Genomic DNA, 15,306 nt, shown 5'->3' on the forward strand with positions numbered 1-15,306 from the left:
GTCCGCGACGCGCAGGTTCTGGGCACGGCGGGCGAATTGCCGCTGCCGGTGTTCGGCGACCAGGATTACCCGGAAGAGACCCGGCTGAAATACCGCTTCCTCGACCTGCGCCGCGAACGCATCCACAACAACATCATGCTTCGCGGGCAGGTGGTGGATTCCATGCGCGAGCGCATGAAGGCTTCCGGCTTCAACGAATTCCAGACGCCGATCCTCACGGCCTCCTCGCCGGAAGGCGCGCGCGACTTCCTGGTGCCGTCGCGCATCCATCCCGGCAAGTTCTACGCCTTGCCGCAGGCGCCGCAGCAATACACGCAATTGCTGATGATGGCCGGCTTCGACCGCTATTTCCAGATCGCGCCCTGTTTCCGCGACGAGGACCCGCGCGCCGACCGCCTGCCCGGCGAATTCTATCAGCTCGATCTCGAAATGAGCTTCATCACCCAGGAAGACGTGTTCGAGACGATGGAGCCGATCATTACCGGCATTTTCGAACAATTCGGCAAGGGTTGGCCGGTGACGAAAAACTGGCCGCGCATCCCCTATGCCGAGGCCATGCGCAAATATGGCTCCGACAAGCCCGACCTGCGCAATCCCCTGGTGATGCAGGACGTGTCGGAACATTTCCGCGACTCCGGCTTCAAGGTTTTCGCGCGGATGCTGGAGACCGAGAAGAACCAGGTCTGGGCGCTGCCGGCGCCGGGCGGCGGCTCGCGCACTTTCTGCGACCGGATGAATTCATGGGCGCAGAGCGAGGGACAGCCGGGGCTGGGCTATATTTTCTGGCGCGAGGCAAATGGACAGACCGAGGCGGCGGGACCGGTGGCTAAGAACATCGGCCCGGAGCGCACCGAGGCGATCCAGAAACAGCTTGGCCTGAAAGAGGGCGACGCGGTGTTTTTCGCGGCGGGCGACCCCGACAAATTCGCCAAATTCGCCGGCATGGCGCGGACCAAGGTCGGCGAGGACTTGAACCTGATCGACAAGGAAAGGTTTGAACTGGCCTGGGTCGTCGATTTCCCGATGTTCGAGTGGAACGAGGACGAGAAGAAGGTCGATTTCGCCCATAATCCGTTCTCCATGCCGCAGGGCGGGCTGGAGGCGCTCAACAGCGCCGATCCGCTCACACTAAAAGCGTTCCAATACGACATCGCCTGCAACGGTTTCGAAATCGCCTCGGGCGGCATCCGCAACCATCGCCCGGAAGCCATGGTTAGGGCATTCGAGATCGCCGGCTATGGCGAGGAGACGGTGGTCGCGGAATTCGGCGGCATGTTCCGGGCCTTCCACTATGGCGCTCCTCCCCATGGCGGCATGGCGGCGGGCGTCGACCGCATCATCATGCTGCTGGCCGGCGAACAGAACCTGCGCGAAGTGGCGCTGTTCCCGATGAACCAGCGCGCCGAGGACATCCTGATGGGCGCGCCGTCGCCCGCGACGCCCAAGCAATTGCGCGAATTGCACCTGCGGGTGAACCTGCCGGAAAAGGGGTGAGATCCTACTCTCCCCGCGTGCGTTGCGTGCGGGGAGCGAGGGCCAAGCCGGCGCCTTCCCGCGCAATGCAACTTTTGCGCCCGCGCCGCCCCCTGATCATTGCGACTGTCGGCCGTCGCGCCTAGATTTCCTTCTCAACGGGAGGAAGCTCACATGGTCAAGGCGATCCGCATTTACGAAACCGGCGGCCCGGAAGTCCTGCGCTACGAGGACATCGAATTGCCAGCGCCCGGTCCTGGCCAGGTCCAGGTCCGCCAGCACGCCATCGGCGTCAATTACCTCGACATTTATTTCCGCACCGGCCTTTACCCGGCGCCGGTAAAGCCTTTTACGCCGGGCAATGAGGGAGCGGGGGAGATCGTCGCACTCGGCCAGGGCGTGACCGATTTCAAGATCGGCGAGCGCGTCGCCTATGCCGGCGCACAGGGCGCCTATGCCGAACGCCTCAATATCGACGCGCGGGCGCTGGTGGCTTTGCCGGACAGCATCTCCTACGAGACGGCGGCGGCGATGATGCTGAAGGGCCTGACCGCCGAATACCTGCTGTTCCGCACCTACCCGGTCAACGCTGGCGACGTCATTCTCGTCCACGCGGCGGCTGGCGGCGTCGGCCTGATCCTGTGCCAATGGGCGCGGCTGCTCGGCGCGACGGTGATCGGCACGGCGGGGAGCGAAGCAAAGGCCAAGCTGGCGCGCGAGGCCGGCGCCAACGAGGTCATCCTCTATCGCAACGAGGATTTCGTCGCGCGGGTGAAGGAGATCACCGGCGGCAAACTCTGCAACGCGGTTTATGACGGCGTCGGCAAGGCGACTTTCCCGGGCTCGCTCGATTGCCTGCGGCCGTTCGGCACTTTCGTCAGCTTCGGCTCGGCATCGGGGGCGATCGAGACTTTCAATCTCGGCCTGCTGGCGCAAAAAGGCTCGCTCTACGCCACGCGTCCGACGCTGTTCAACCACATGGCCGTGGAAGGACGGCTGGCCGAAATGGCGGCGCGGCTGACGCAGGTGGTTGGTTCGGGCCAGGTCAAGATCGCGATCAACTCCCGGCTGCCGCTGGAGAAAGCGGCCGAGGCCCACCGCGCCCTCGAGGGGCGCGAAACGACGGGCGCGACCATCCTGCTGCCGTGATTACGCTGCGGCGTTTTCAAGGGAAGCGCTGCTCTTGGACGTGGCCGTGGTCAATAAGTGTGCCGGCGGACATGTCGACGGACGGTTCGGCGCGCAGAGCCACGCGTGCCGACGTAGACAGCTTTTTCAATTGTCGGGGCGCCGACGGTCGTTTGCTGCAGCACGCGGATCGGCATGGCCGCGACGGGCTCGACGAGAAGGGCGATGGCGGCAATGGCGAAAAGTAGCTTCTTCATGATGCGGCCTCCGAGTAGTGGCAGCCGGGAGGATGCGCGCCTCGCCCTCGGTGGTCAAGAATCGACGAGCTGCCGGTCCGGTCAATCTTTCTTGAGGCGCGCGCACAAACTCCTCGAATGCCAAAAATCTCGCGAAAGCGGCGCTGGACAGCTATGATCGTGCCGCTGCTGCGCTTCTGGGCGGCATCGCTCGTCAATTCCTGCCAACGCCCTAGGGCGTGTGATTTTGACGACCAGATCGTTCAATGCGTCATGAACACCGGCTTCTGCATCCCCGCCAGCACGGTGCGCGTTGTGCCGCCGAAGATCAACTCGCCCAGCCGCCAGTGGCCATAGGCGCCCATGACGAGATAATCCGCGCCTATTTCCTGCGCGTGGGCGAGGATCGCCCGTCCGGCGTCGTGAGCGTCGGTCAGATCGCGCAGGGTGGCGGCGATGCGATGGCGCGCCAGATGGCGGGTGATGTCGAAGCCGGGGAGGTTTTTGCGGTTTTCGCTTTCGCCCATGACGCAGACGACTTCGACCTTTTGCGCGCGCACGAGCAGGGGCAGGGCTTCCGCCAGCGCCCTTGCCGCCTGCGCGCTGCCGTCCCAGCACACCAGGGCGTTGTCGAGCAGGGCTGGCCCTTGATGGGCCGTGGGAACGACGAAAGCCGGCCTGCCTGAGGTGAACAGGGCGCTGGAAAGGATCGAGCGGCTGTCCTGTCCGGTTTCGGGATCGCCCTGCGAAACAATGGCGAAATCGAAATGGCGCGCCAGTCGCGCGAAGTCGTCGCAGGCCTGTTCCTGAAAGGACTGGATGAAAACCTTTTCCGTCTGGACGCTGGCGGGGACGGAGGCGGCAAAAGCTTCATAGGCTTTTTCGGTAGCCTGGCGCCGCTGTTCGTCGATCTGGGCGAAAATGCCGAAATTGCTGAAATCCCAGTCCGGCGCGAAACTTCCCAGTTCCGAGGCGGGAGGCGGAATTTCGATCACCACGCCCGCCGCCGTCAGGTGCGAGCCGGTCTGTTCGGCGAGCGAAACTGCGAATTCATTGGTCGATTGCGCCGTTTCGCCGGTTTGCAGGTGAAGAAGTAAATCCTTGATACTCAAAGCCTGTCTCCTCGAATTTTGCGCAAACCGAGCTTGCGCATCGCGATGGTTTCGATCTCGGCGATTTCGCGCACGCCAAAAGCTCGCGCCAGACCGGCGTAAAGGGCGACGCCGATGAAGCAGAGCAGGGCGGCGCGCAAAACGAGGGCGCCGGGGGCCACGCCCGGCAGAAATTTCATCAGCCAAAGCCTTGCGAAAAGCCCGGCGGCGATGGCCAGCCCCGCCGCCGCCGCCATCCGCAAGGCGCCATCGAGCATGCCGGGCTCGCGCTTCAGGCTCACGCCCCGCTCCCGCGCCTCGCGCAGAAAGCGGCGATGCTGCAGCCAGCCCAGCGCCAGAACATAGGTCAATATCGAGAGCGCGCTGGCGACGGCAAGGCCGTTGGCGCCCCAGTTTTGGCGAAAAACAATATAGAGCGGCGTCGCGACGACGGCGATCGCCGTTCCCAGCAGCGTCGGCGGCCAGGTGCTGCCCAGCGCGTAAAAGCCGCGGCTGATCACGCTCTGCGCCGCCCAGCCGGCGAGGCCGAGGCTTAAAAAAGCCAGGACGTCGGCGGTCGCCTGCGCGTCGGCGACGGTGAAGCGGCTGGCGAACAGGCCCCAGATCAGATAGGCCGCCTCGAAGCCCGCGACCGTCAGGCAGACCTGCGCCGCGAAGGTCGCCGCCAGCATCAGCCGCACGGCGCGGCGCAACAGGCTGTAGGCCCCGGCTACGTCGCCGTCTGTGACCAGCCGGCTGATGGTCGGATAGGCCGCGACGCCCGCCGCCATGCCGAACACGCCGATCGGGACACGCATAAGGGTGCGCCCATATTGCAGATGGGACAGCATGCCGGCGCCGAGATAGGAGGCCTGGTTCTTGACGATCCATTCGTCGACGATGACGATGGAAAAGCCGATCATGATCGGCGCCGAGAGCCAAAGATAACGTTTCAGGTCGGGGTCGCGCAGCGACAGGACCGGGCTCCAGCGCATGTGCGTTTTCAGGCAGCCGTAGAGCGGCAGCGCGAAAGGCCCGAGGATCGAGCCGGCCAGCACGCCCCAGGCGAAACCGTCGGCGCCGACGACCGAATAATGCGCGCCGATCAGGCCGCCGGCGATGATGCCAAGCGAATAGACCAGCGGCGCCAGCGCCGGCAGGAAATGCAGGTCCTGGGCCTGCAGCGCCGCCGACAAAAGCCCGCCGACGACATGGAAGAATTGCGCCGGCAGGATGATGCGGGTGAGGCGGGTCAGGGTTTCGATGTCGTGGGGATCGGTGAAGCCGGGCGCGACCACGCCCGCCAGCGGCCGGGCGAAAACCATCAAGAGCGCGATGCCGATTCCACCCACCAGCAGGATGAAATTGGCGATCACGCTGAACGCCCGCCAGCCGCGCGCCTCGTCGCCGCGTTGCAGATGCCTGAGAAAAATCGGGATGAAGACGATCGACAGGGCGCCGGCGGCGAGCAGATAGTTCAGGAAATCCGGCAAGGTGAAACTGGCGAAATAGAGGTCGGCCTGACGGCTCGCGCCGAGTGTGCGGCCGATCACCTGTTCGCGCGCCAGGCCGATGATGCGGCTGAGGAAAATCGAGCCGCCCCAAAGCGCCGAGGCGATTCCGATCGTCCTCGCCTGGCTTGTCGTTTTCCGCTCCGCTTGTGCCTGCGACAAATCTTTTCCCTCGGCGGCAGAGGTCAGGCGGGAACGCCTTGCCGCGCTTCCTCTCTCCATTGCCGGATGATGGCGGCTTCCGCCGGATTTTCGACCACAATGTCGCGCCGGCCCAGCGAAATCGCGCCGTTGGCGCCGTCGAGGGCGATCCAGTCGCCCGAACGAACTCTTTCGCCACTCAGCGTCGCGCCAAGCTCGTCAGCGTCGATGGTCAGCGTCCGGCAGCCAACCAGACAGACCTTGCCCATCTGCCGCGCGACAACGGCGGCGTGGGAGGTGCGTCCGCCGATGGCGGTCAATATGCCCTCGGCGAGGGCGAAGCCGGCGACATCCTCGGTGGAGGTATCGCGGCGCACCAGGATCACGGGCTCGCGGCGCCGTGAAGATTCTTCCGCCTGGGCGCTGTTGAAACAGGCGCGGCCGCAGGCGACGCCGGGCGAAGCCGCGGTCGCCTCGGCGATTTTCGGCGCGGCTTGCGTGAAAGTGGCGGCGCCCGCTTTCGCAAGGTCTATCCCCGCGATCCGGCGCAAAGCCTCGTCGCGGTCGATCAACCCTTCCGCCGCCAGATCGACGGCGATTTTCAGCGCCGCGCGCGGCGTGCGCTTGGCGGCGCGGGTTTGCAGGAAGAACAGTTTGCCGTGCTCGACGGTGAATTCGACGTCCTGCACGTCGGCTCCCGCTTTCTCCAGCGCCTCGGCGCCTTCCGCCAATTGCCGCGCCACCTGCGGCAGGCGTCGCGCCAGCAGCGCCGCGTCGGCGGGGGTTCGCCGCCCCGAGACCACATCCTCGCCTTGGGCGTCGGCGAGAAAATCGACATAGAGCCCCTTGGCGCCGGTCGCGGGATCGCGCGAAAAAGCCACGCCGGCGCCGGAATCGCCGCCCGAATTCCCGAACACCATCGCCTGCACCGTGACGGCGGTGCCCTGGAGGCCTTCCAGCGCGTTGAGCCGGCGATATTCCCTGGCTTTCGGGCTCTGCCAGGAAAGATAGACGGCGCGAGCCGCCTGCGTCAGCTGTTCGATCGGATCGCGCGGCGGCGTCGCGCCCTGGGCGGCGGCGATTTCGAGAAAGTCGCCGACCAGCCGCTCCAGAGCCTCGGGGTCAAGTTCGGCTTCGTGGTCGACGCCTTCGGTGTGGATCATCGCCGCCAGCGCCTCGTCGAAGGGTTTGATCGACAGGCCGCCGACCACTTCGACATAGGAGAGGACGAAGCGGCGATAGCTGTCGAAGGCGAGGCGCGGATTGCCGGTGGCGCGGATCAGGCCATGGACGCTGGTCGGGTTCATGCCGACGTCGAGAATGGTTTCGAGCATTCCGGGCATGGATTTTTCCGCCCCGGAGCGCACCGAGACGAACAGCGGCGTGCGGGCGTCGCCGAGTTGCCGGGCGGTGACGGCTTCAAGCCGCGCCACCCCTGCGACGAGGCTTTTGCGCATGATTTCGAGCGCATTCGGGTCTCCGGCGATCACTGGCGCGCAGAGGCTGGTCGGCAGGACAAAGGCGGGCGGCACGGGAAGCCGCATCGAATTTATGCGCGCCAGTTCCGCGGCCTTGGAGCCGTAAAGCGCGGCGGAAAGGGTTTTGGGCGCGCCGCCGAGGGCGATGAAGGCGGGTTCGAAATTTTCGCCGCTCATGGGACAAGCTCCATTTTCGCCGCTCATGCGGAAAGCTCCTGCAAAATGCGGTTGCGCAGCGACATGGCCGCATGAGCGAGCCGGTCGGTCGCCTCTTCCAGGGTGCGGGCGATTTCCAGTCCGAGCACCAGGCTGCGCGCGTCGGCGCCGGCGGGCGTGTGCAAGATGATCGTGCCGATGGCGGAACGCTCGGCGACATCGGCGGCGCGCTCGATGTCGCTCACGGCGTCGGCGCATTGCAAGGCGAAAGCGGCGTCGAGGCGTTTGCCATTGGGAATGAGCAGGGCGCCCTCGACGGCGCGGGTCAATTGGCCGACCGATTCGGTCGCCAAAGCGGCCAGTTCTCCGAGCGGGGCGGAGAGGGCGCTTCTGCTGTCGTCAGCGGCGAGGCTGAGGAAAAACGCCGCCTCGTCGAAACTGTCGGTGGCGTTCTCGACCTGATCGATCAGATGCAGCAAATCGTCGGCGTCGCGCAACCGCCCGAAAATCTTCCGCGCCGCGACGGTCAAAAGGTCCGCCTTGGCCTCGATGGCCTTGGCGTGAAGGCTCAATTTCTTGCGGTCTTCGGCGCTCGCCAGTCCATCGGGCAGGAAAACCGTTTCGATCATCCCGGCCAGCATGCGCGTCAGGCCGAGATGGCGCAGCACGACGCCCAGCAATTCGCGTTCGGCGGTGTCGAGGCGCTGCGACAGATCGGCCTGGATCTCGTCGCGGATCAGCCGCGTCGAGCGGCCGTCCTTGAGCCCCTCGCAGGCGACATGCAGCACATTGCGCAAAAAGGCCTCGCATTCGGCCTCGCCGAGCGCCTGATCGAGCGGCACGCCATAGGCGATGCGCCCGGGCGCAGCGTTGCGGATCGCCTCGTAGATCAACTCGGCGCCGCCGAGTTCGAGAAACGCGCGATGGCCTTCGTCTCGCCGCGCCGCGCCGGTCAGCAGGGCGATGGCGATGTTCTTCGTGGTGAATACCTGCAGCGCCTTGCGCGCCTTGTTCCAGTCGATCAGGAAGACGATGCGCGAGCCCAAAAACTCGAGGAAGCGTTCGAGATCGGCCTCGTCGCGCGCCTTAAAGACGCCGGTCAGCAGGAAGAAAACCTCGCCTTCGGCCAGATTGCGCTGCCTTTTTTCGCCGAGCGGACTCCAGGCGACGTTCTCGCCCTCGAACAGCGAGATGAAGAATTTGGCCCGCGCCCGATGCACGTCGGTATAGGTCGTCGTCGCGGTCAGCCCCTCGACATGGACGACGAGGACATGAGCGTCGGTCGTGCCGATATCGTTCTGGATCGACAGCTTTCCGCCCAGCCGCCCCGCGGTGGTCGCCAGCCCGGGATGCCCAAAAGCCAGCGGAGCCGTGCGATTCAAGCCGCGCATAAAAGCTTTGACGCGCAGGCGGGAGGGATCGTCGAGACCGGCTACATGGGCGCCGTCGATCTGTTCGAGGGCGGTTTCGCTCGCCAGTTGGTTGATCGCCTTGTGCAGGTCCATCACCAGGAGATGCAGGCTGTCGCCAGCCTCGCGCCGCGCCGAGGCCAGCTTCGCGACCTCGGCGTGGACGACGCGGTCGCCGTCGAAATCGGGCAGGGCGGCTGCAACCGCGTCCAGCCGCGCTTTCAGCGCCGGGGCGGTTTCGCTCCCCGCGGCTTCGAGCGGCGCGAACATGGCGGCGAGGTCTTTGGCGAAGCCGGCGGCGAGACGCGCGGCGCCGGGGCTGAGGAAAGTCGCGGCGTCGATGGGGCGGGCGCCGGAAATCGTCGCGTCATAGTCGGGATCGTCCAGCCCGACCGCGCGCCGCTCCTGTTCCAGCGCCAGCGCGGCCCGCCCAGGCTCGGCGGCGCGGGCGGAGGCTTCCTGGAGGATCGAGAGGCGGATTTTCAGGCGGTCGTTGGCCGCCAGCGCCGCCGCGATCAGCGACGGCAGCAGCACGGCGCGTTCGCCCAGAGCTTCGACGATTTCGACCTTGCCGACCATATTCGGTCCCCGCCCGGAGTTTGCGTGCCTTGTTATAGCGATTTCCTGTGCCGCCTATGTTGAGCCAGATCATTGCTTCCTGATGACGGCCGGAGGCGAGACTATTCCGGCATGCGGCGGAAGGAATGGAGGATGGCGGGCAGTTCCGGGCCTTCGAGCTGTTTCTGGCGCGACGGATCGAGGGCGATGGTCAGGAAACGCTCCAGGATGACGGTCAGCGGCGCGGCGCTGTTGTCGTCGTTGGCGCCCACTTCGCGGGAAAGCCTGCGCCAGGCGTCCTCGGCGGAGGTCAGCATGAAAAGCTGCAGGGCTCCCAGCAGGGCGTCTTGCAGCGGGACATTGTGCGAGGCCGCGTAGGCGCGCAATTGGTCGACGAGATCGGGATCGAGTTCCGAACTGATCTGCTCGTAATAGGCGTCGGGATCGTCGAGAATGGTCCTCAATTCGAGAAAAAGATCGCTGAATTCGGACATTTCAATTCCACTTCAGGTCGGTTTCCGGTTCAGGCAGGGCCGACCTTTTCTAGCATATCCGCTGCGCGGCGTCGCTGGAAACGGGCAAGTTTAATTATAAACGCTCTCGGCGACGGGAGGGCGAAAGGAAGGAACGCACAAAAGCCAGCGAATGACGCAAAACGGCGGAACGCTATGGCCTCGCTTGTCGCTCCTTGATACAGAGCTTTGCCGCTGCTTTAGAATAGAGGTCCCGACGGGTTTTCGGTGTCGCCCTTCCGCCGCGCAAAAATCAGGGGACTAAATTTTTGTCCGCGTGAATCGGAAAGGGGACATTCGCAGCATCAGTCAAGCGACGGTCGCCCGGACAGCTTCCGGAAAAAAGCCCGGACGTCAGGCGCGGCCTGCGATCCAGCGTATAGCCTGATCGACCCCGTCCTTGATCAATGCGTACCAGAACAGAGGCGAAATCAGCGCGCCGAGCGCCCACATCGGAATATCCTCCCGGACCGCGCCGATGAACATAGTCGTCGCGCACACCACAACTCCGAGGAACGCGACCGGTAGCGGCAAGAAGATGATGTTCCTACGCGATGCTCCGAATTGCTTCGTGCAGTTTTTTCGCTCGATGCGCGAGGGGGCCCGCTCTGTAACTCGGCAGCCTTTGAGCAAGAGGGCATAAGCCGCCCGGTTGCATGCAAAGGCGCCCGCCGACGCCAGGGCCGTGAGGAGACCAAGGGCGAGAGCGAAACAGGGCGCTTCAAGCCTTCTTGACGCGGCAAGCGAAGGCGCCCACAGATCGACCAGCGGAATAAATCCGATAGTCAATAGAATTAATGGCAGTTGCGCGCGCCAATAAGTCCATCGGGATACCCGCCCGGCAAGCTCCTCGGGAACCAGATAGCCCGCGCGATGGACGCCGAATGGATAAAAAATCGATGTCTTTTCATCCCCGCTGAACCAGACAGCCGCTTTATCAGAGTTCCCAAACATCGGAGGGCCTCCAAATAGAACGAGCTTCAGGGGTTCAAAGCACGCGGGCCGCCGCATTGGTCTTGACGCGCGAGAATCCAGCAAGAGCAGATCGGGTATCGCGATACGCTCATGTAGCGGGCATATTAATGACCGACTCTGGTCGCCATGGTTCTACGCCGCTATGATCCGGAAAGAAATATACGAGGGCTAAGGCCAGAGCCAACATGCACGCGAGTACCAGCGCAAACTGAACTTGAGCATCGTCGAGGGTGAATGAGTGATGGATGGCGTGCGTTTGCGGCATCGAAGCTTCCTCTTTGCAACAAATGCCTGCAGAAAGAATAAGCAAATTGCCCGCAGCTTAGGCAGGACGTTTCTGCATTATTCTCTCAGATGGCAGAATATACACTTGCTGCGTGACGCGGCAATGAAAATAAAATGTCTTCAGCAGCCATTAAAAACCGCACCTTGGAAATTAGATTTGAAACATGTCCTAAATGCTTGCAATAAAGAGTCAAATAAACGTGAATGCGCCTACGGTTGCGTTATTCACTTTGCCTCGATTGAAACTTGGCAGTCCAAGGCGCGGCGGGAAATGATTCCATGGCTACGCTCCAGATATGGGGGAGGCAGCGTTTCTATCTCGCTGCCCTCAATGGCGGCTTTGAGCCGAATTCCGGCGCCAGCCTTGTGATTTTTGACTGAATCGGATCGGGGCTCTAGTTTTTTGTTTTTACGCGTTTTCTTCATGCGAACCGGTATCCACTTCGCTTGAAAACGCTCTAAACCGCCGTTCCGTGCAGGTCGTAGGCTTCGGCGCGGTCGATTTTCACTGTCGCGATCTCGCCGACGCGCAAGGGACGGCGCGAGGCGACAAAAACCTTGCCGTCGATTTCCGGCGCGTCGGCCTTGCTGCGGCCCTCGCCGCCGCCGGCGAAAACCTTGTCGAGGATGACGGGCAGACGTTTGCCGACCTTGGCTTTCTGCCGCGAGAAAGAAATCTTCTGCTGCTTTTCCATGAACCGGCGCCAGCGGCTCTGCTGGATTTCGGCCGGGACAGGGGGCAGACCGAGATCATTGGCGACGGCGCCGGCGACCGGCTCATATTTGAAGGCGCCGACGCGGTCGAGCTTCGCCTCGTCGAGCCAGTCGAGCAGGATCTGGAAATCCTCTTCCGTCTCGCCGGGAAAGCCGACGATGAAGGTCGAGCGGATCGCCAGATCGGGACAGGTTTTTCGCCAGGCGTGAATACGGTCCAGCGTCTTCTCGACATTGCCCGGACGTTTCATCGCGCGCAGCACATTGGGCGCCGCATGCTGGAAGGGAATGTCGAGGTAGGGCAGCACCTTGCCCTCGGCCATCAGCCCTACGACCTCGTCGACATGGGGATAGGGATAGACGTAATGCAGCCGCACCCAGGCGTCCATCTGGCCGAGTTCGCGCGCCAGGTCGAAGAAGCGGGCGCGCACTTCGCGGTCGTGGAACAGGCTCGATTGGTAGCGCAGGTCCTGGCCATAGGCGGACGTGTCCTGCGACACGACCAGAAGCTCCTTGACCCCAGCCTTCACCAGCTTCTCGGCCTCGCGCAAAACCTCTGCGGCGGGGCGGGAGACGAGATCGCCGCGCAATTTCGGGATGATGCAGAAGGTGCAGCGGTTGTGGCAGCCCTCGGAGATTTTCAGATAAGCGTAATGGCGCGGCGTGAGCTTTATGCCCTGCGGCGGCAACAGGTCGATGAAGGGATTGGCGCTGGGCGGCGCAACCTTGTGCACCGCCGCCATCACGCTTTCATAATCCTGCGGACCGGTGATCGCCGAAATATGCGGATAGGCTTCGAGGATCGGGCCGGGTTCGGCGCCCATGCAGCCGGTGACGATCACCTTGCCGTTTTCCTTCAGCGCCTCGCCGATGGCGGCGAGCGATTCGGCCTTGGCGCTGTCGAGAAAGCCGCAGGTGTTGACGATCACCGCGTCGGCGCCGCGATGGTTGCGGGAGATGGCGTAGCCCTCGGCGCGCAGGCGCGTGAGGATTCGCTCCGAATCGACCAGAGCTTTCGGACAGCCGAGCGAGACGAAGGAGATTTGCGGGGCGTCGCGCGGCCCGGGTGTTAGCAGGTCATCGGTCTGGGACATCAGGAAAGCCGTGTTGTTAAAGGCCGGTCAGGAGCCAAACGCAAAAGCCCGGCCGCGAGGGCCGGGCTTCGCATCGGCCCGAAATCGGGCCGAATCATGTCGAATTCAGTATTTGGCGACGACCGGAGCGGCCTCCGGGCCGCCGAACTTGTAGATCCAGGCAAAGATCACTTCGCTGGAAGAGGAGCTGACGTGGTCGATCACGTAGGGGTTGCGGATATTGACCGAGCCGAGATCGGTGTAGCGATATTCGACGCGGCCGACCCAATTGTCCCAGATGGCGTATTCGAGACCGCCGCCGATGGTCCAGCCGGTGCGGCTGGAGGTGATCTGGAGGCCGGGGGCGGCGACGACGGGGAGGAGGTAGTTGGTCTCGATATTGCCGAAGGCCACGCCGCCGGCGACATAGAGCAGGGCGCGGTCCATGGCGTAGCCGAGGCGGCCGCGGACGTCGGCGAAATAGGTCGAGTTGAGGGAGGTGGAGCTATAGGCGCTGAGAAGCGAATTGTTGACGACGCTGTGGCCGCTGCCCCACAGGGCGCCGCCGTCGCCTTCGAGGCCGATCACGAACGTCGGGCTGATCTGGTAATTATAGCCGACGACGCCGCCGAGCGCGCCCAGGGTCGAGAAGGAGCTGTAACCGTCGCCGCGAATATTCGGGAAAACGGCGCCGCCTTCGACACCGGCGTAGAAGCCCGTCCAGGTGAACGCCGGAACGTAAACCGGCACGCTCTTGGTCGAGGGCAAGTCGGCGGCGAGGGCCGAACCGGTCAGTGCGGCGAGAGCGACGGCGGAAAAAAGAACCTTGCGCATATAAAAAGCCTCTGGTGTCTATTTAAGGGGCGTTGATCCAAACTGTCTTTGGCGATGAAAAACCGCAATCCTAAAAACTAGGCAACGTGGCTTTCGCGTGATGATTGTGTCTAAAAAGCAACAAAATGACTCGCATTTGTTCTGCGGCGGCTCCGTATTGTCACAAGTAATGGCTTAACGCTGTCCGCGATCCGGCGAGCGGCCGGAATCGAAGCGCGACGGCGACACGATATCGCCGAAGCCGCGTGATTCCCGTCCTTTTGATCTAAAGACCTTGGCTTGTACAGCGATTAGCGTACATATAACCTCAATTATGGAGGATCCTATGCTCACTTTTCACGCGGAGCCCACCGCACCGGGCCAAAAGACCGCGCGCATGGAGCAACGCACGACCGAACAGGCGAAAAACCTGATCGAACGGGCGGCGGCGCTGCTCGGCGTCAACGCCTCGGAATTCACCGTGGCGGCGGCGGCCAAGGCGGCGCGCGAAACCCTGCGCGATTATGAGACGACCACGATCCGCCCTGAAGACCACGCCGCCTTCCTGCGCGCGCTCGACGAGACCGAGCCGCCAGACGATCTCGTCGCGCTGATGAGGCTGCACGCGCAGGCCACGTCTGGGCGATGATAGATCTGGAATTTCTGGCGCGGCTAACCATCGAGCCGCTCGATCGACAGAAACACGATCGGGCGGTTTTTTCATGTGGCGTCGCCTCGATCGACAATTATATCGCCAAGTCGGCCGCCAAGCACCAGGACGAAAACGTCACGCGCGTCCGCGTCGCAAGTCTTGACGCGACTCCCGTCATCGCAGGATTCTACGCCCTCAACAGCCACGCCATCGACGTGACAAGCCTGCCGGGAGCCGAGCGCAAGCGCCTGCCCCATTATCCGACGACGCCAGCTGTCTATCTTTCAATGATTGCCGTACACAAGGAATTTCAGGATCGTGGCGTCGGCCAATTCCTGCTCGCCGGCGCGCTCAGGCGGGTCGAAAAAGTCGCCGAAGAGATTGGGACGCGCTTCGTCGTCCTCGATGCGCTGAACGAAAGCGCCGCAAAGCTTTATGCTCGTATCGGCTTCATCGCTCTGCTCTCAGCGCCCGGCCGCATGATCCTGAACATCGCCAAGATCAGTAAAGGCGCTACCAAAGCGTCCCAAAAACCATAAGCCCCACATCTTCGCGCCGCGTTCACATTGCGAAACCGTCGATTTTCCTAAATTCAAAATGAGGCATTGCCGACTGCGCTTGCTCCTAGGATTGTCGCTCGCGCAGATAGCGTTCATGCAAATCGGCCGCCTCGTCAGACGACACGACGCCGCGGCGCTTTAGCTCGACCAACAGGCATTCGGTAGCGTCGAATTCGACCTCATCGCCTGGCGCGCCAGTGCAGCCGACTCCTTTGGAAAACCCTTGACCTGGCGGCTGCATGCTGGGCGCGGTGGATAAAGAAGATCTCCGCCGTCTTTTAAATATTCCGGCAAGATATGAAACATCACTGGTTATCGCGCTCGGGAAACCAAAAGAGAAGATTATTCTGGAGATAATGAACCCGACCGATAGTTTTGATTACTGGCGGGATAAAGATGAAGGCCATCATGTTCCCAAGCGTAAGCTGAATGACATTATCGTGGCGGAATATTAGGATAGATCATCGAATTGTTGTTCTCCCTCAACGATAGTGGTACGGGACAAAACCAAAAAAATCCTGCTGTATCCCTTTCGTCGTAC

At 62.9% G+C, this 15,306-nt stretch carries 15 protein-coding genes; 6 read left to right on the top strand and 9 right to left on the bottom strand.

The features are described from left to right. Together aspS and ACLP2E_RS01805 are read left to right on the top strand one after the other, a co-directional pair. A partial coding sequence (gene aspS / locus ACLP2E_RS01800) for an aspartate--tRNA ligase (protein WP_442464981.1) occupies window positions 1–1,494 on the top strand: 1,494 nt, incomplete at its 5' end. Window positions 1,495–1,647: 153 nt separating this feature from the next. Further along, complete coding sequence (locus ACLP2E_RS01805) at window positions 1,648–2,622, top strand: quinone oxidoreductase family protein (protein WP_442464982.1); 975 nt, start codon at window positions 1,648–1,650, stop codon at window positions 2,620–2,622. A gap of 50 nt (window positions 2,623–2,672) precedes the next feature. Here the strand turns inward: ACLP2E_RS01805 and ACLP2E_RS01810 are convergent, their stop codons facing one another. The 7 genes from ACLP2E_RS01810 to ACLP2E_RS01840 form a co-directional block, all read right to left on the bottom strand. Continuing rightward, window positions 2,673–2,858: a hypothetical protein gene (locus ACLP2E_RS01810; RefSeq protein ID WP_442462110.1), complete on the bottom strand. Its 186-nt coding sequence runs from the start codon at window positions 2,856–2,858 to the stop codon at window positions 2,673–2,675. 242 nt (window positions 2,859–3,100) lie between these two features. Then, window positions 3,101–3,949 carry a universal stress protein gene (locus ACLP2E_RS01815; RefSeq protein WP_442464983.1) on the bottom strand — a complete coding sequence of 283 codons (849 nt, stop codon included), beginning with the start codon at window positions 3,947–3,949 and terminating at the stop codon, window positions 3,101–3,103. Further along, complete coding sequence (gene murJ, locus ACLP2E_RS01820) at window positions 3,946–5,601, bottom strand: murein biosynthesis integral membrane protein MurJ (protein WP_442462112.1); 1,656 nt, start codon at window positions 5,599–5,601, stop codon at window positions 3,946–3,948. The genes ACLP2E_RS01815 and murJ overlap by 4 nt, the downstream gene beginning before the upstream one ends. Before the next feature lie 23 nt (window positions 5,602–5,624). Further along, window positions 5,625–7,235 (bottom strand): PEP/pyruvate-binding domain-containing protein, encoded by a 1,611-nt coding sequence (locus ACLP2E_RS01825; RefSeq protein WP_442464984.1) that lies wholly within the window; start codon window positions 7,233–7,235, stop codon window positions 5,625–5,627. A gap of 23 nt (window positions 7,236–7,258) precedes the next feature. Beyond that, the gene (locus tag ACLP2E_RS01830) at window positions 7,259–9,202 is read right to left on the bottom strand and encodes a hypothetical protein (RefSeq protein ID WP_442464985.1); all 1,944 of its coding nucleotides are present in this window, start codon (window positions 9,200–9,202) and stop codon (window positions 7,259–7,261) included. Window positions 9,203–9,303: 101 nt separating this feature from the next. Next, window positions 9,304–9,675: a hypothetical protein gene (locus ACLP2E_RS01835; RefSeq protein WP_442462115.1), complete on the bottom strand. Its 372-nt coding sequence runs from the start codon at window positions 9,673–9,675 to the stop codon at window positions 9,304–9,306. A gap of 372 nt (window positions 9,676–10,047) precedes the next feature. Continuing rightward, window positions 10,048–10,731, bottom strand: a complete 684-nt coding sequence (locus ACLP2E_RS01840; protein WP_442462116.1) for a hypothetical protein — start codon at window positions 10,729–10,731, stop codon at window positions 10,048–10,050. Between the two features lie 178 nt (window positions 10,732–10,909). Between ACLP2E_RS01840 and ACLP2E_RS01845 the strand changes: the two genes are divergently transcribed. Next, complete coding sequence (locus tag ACLP2E_RS01845) at window positions 10,910–11,323, top strand: hypothetical protein (RefSeq protein WP_442462117.1); 414 nt, start codon at window positions 10,910–10,912, stop codon at window positions 11,321–11,323. 88 nt (window positions 11,324–11,411) lie between these two features. Here the strand turns inward: ACLP2E_RS01845 and rimO are convergent, their stop codons facing one another. Next, complete coding sequence (gene rimO / locus ACLP2E_RS01850; RefSeq protein WP_442464986.1) at window positions 11,412–12,761, bottom strand: 30S ribosomal protein S12 methylthiotransferase RimO; 1,350 nt, start codon at window positions 12,759–12,761, stop codon at window positions 11,412–11,414. Between the two features lie 105 nt (window positions 12,762–12,866). Beyond that, the gene (locus tag ACLP2E_RS01855; protein ID WP_442462119.1) at window positions 12,867–13,574 is read right to left on the bottom strand and encodes an outer membrane protein; all 708 of its coding nucleotides are present in this window, start codon (window positions 13,572–13,574) and stop codon (window positions 12,867–12,869) included. A 325-nt stretch (window positions 13,575–13,899) separates the two neighbouring features. Between ACLP2E_RS01855 and ACLP2E_RS01860 the strand changes: the two genes are divergently transcribed. The 3 genes from ACLP2E_RS01860 to ACLP2E_RS01870 all read left to right on the top strand — a co-directional run bounded on the left by ACLP2E_RS01860 (window position 13,900) and on the right by ACLP2E_RS01870 (window position 15,220). Continuing rightward, window positions 13,900–14,202 carry a type II toxin-antitoxin system TacA family antitoxin gene (locus ACLP2E_RS01860; protein ID WP_442464987.1) on the top strand — a complete coding sequence of 101 codons (303 nt, stop codon included), beginning with the start codon at window positions 13,900–13,902 and terminating at the stop codon, window positions 14,200–14,202. Continuing rightward, window positions 14,199–14,744 (top strand): GNAT family N-acetyltransferase, encoded by a 546-nt coding sequence (locus ACLP2E_RS01865; protein WP_442464988.1) that lies wholly within the window; start codon window positions 14,199–14,201, stop codon window positions 14,742–14,744. The genes ACLP2E_RS01860 and ACLP2E_RS01865 overlap by 4 nt, the downstream gene beginning before the upstream one ends. 260 nt (window positions 14,745–15,004) lie before the next feature. Next, window positions 15,005–15,220: a hypothetical protein gene (locus tag ACLP2E_RS01870; RefSeq protein ID WP_442464989.1), complete on the top strand. Its 216-nt coding sequence runs from the start codon at window positions 15,005–15,007 to the stop codon at window positions 15,218–15,220. Window positions 15,221–15,306 lie beyond the last annotated feature (86 nt).

This window comes from Rhodoblastus sp. (genome assembly GCF_052145335.1).
In the GTDB taxonomy this organism is placed as follows: domain Bacteria; phylum Pseudomonadota; class Alphaproteobacteria; order Rhizobiales; family Beijerinckiaceae; genus Rhodoblastus.

Excerpts from the sequence above, each read along its gene's own strand:
- ACLP2E_RS01860 (WP_442464987.1), top strand. The coding sequence starts at position 13,900 with ATGCTCACTTTTCACGCGGAGCCCACCGCACCGGGCCAAAAGACCGCG.
- ACLP2E_RS01855 (WP_442462119.1), bottom strand. The coding sequence starts at position 13,574 with ATGCGCAAGGTTCTTTTTTCCGCCGTCGCTCTCGCCGCACTGACCGGT.
- rimO (WP_442464986.1), bottom strand. The coding sequence starts at position 12,761 with ATGTCCCAGACCGATGACCTGCTAACACCCGGGCCGCGCGACGCCCCG.
- ACLP2E_RS01870 (WP_442464989.1), top strand. The coding sequence starts at position 15,005 with ATGCTGGGCGCGGTGGATAAAGAAGATCTCCGCCGTCTTTTAAATATT.
- ACLP2E_RS01865 (WP_442464988.1), top strand. The coding sequence starts at position 14,199 with ATGATAGATCTGGAATTTCTGGCGCGGCTAACCATCGAGCCGCTCGAT.
- ACLP2E_RS01805 (WP_442464982.1), top strand. The coding sequence starts at position 1,648 with ATGGTCAAGGCGATCCGCATTTACGAAACCGGCGGCCCGGAAGTCCTG.
- ACLP2E_RS01830 (WP_442464985.1), bottom strand. The coding sequence starts at position 9,202 with ATGGTCGGCAAGGTCGAAATCGTCGAAGCTCTGGGCGAACGCGCCGTG.
- ACLP2E_RS01825 (WP_442464984.1), bottom strand. The coding sequence starts at position 7,235 with ATGAGCGGCGAAAATTTCGAACCCGCCTTCATCGCCCTCGGCGGCGCG.
- ACLP2E_RS01810 (WP_442462110.1), bottom strand. The coding sequence starts at position 2,858 with ATGAAGAAGCTACTTTTCGCCATTGCCGCCATCGCCCTTCTCGTCGAG.
- ACLP2E_RS01835 (WP_442462115.1), bottom strand. The coding sequence starts at position 9,675 with ATGTCCGAATTCAGCGATCTTTTTCTCGAATTGAGGACCATTCTCGAC.
- ACLP2E_RS01845 (WP_442462117.1), top strand. The coding sequence starts at position 10,910 with ATGGATGGCGTGCGTTTGCGGCATCGAAGCTTCCTCTTTGCAACAAAT.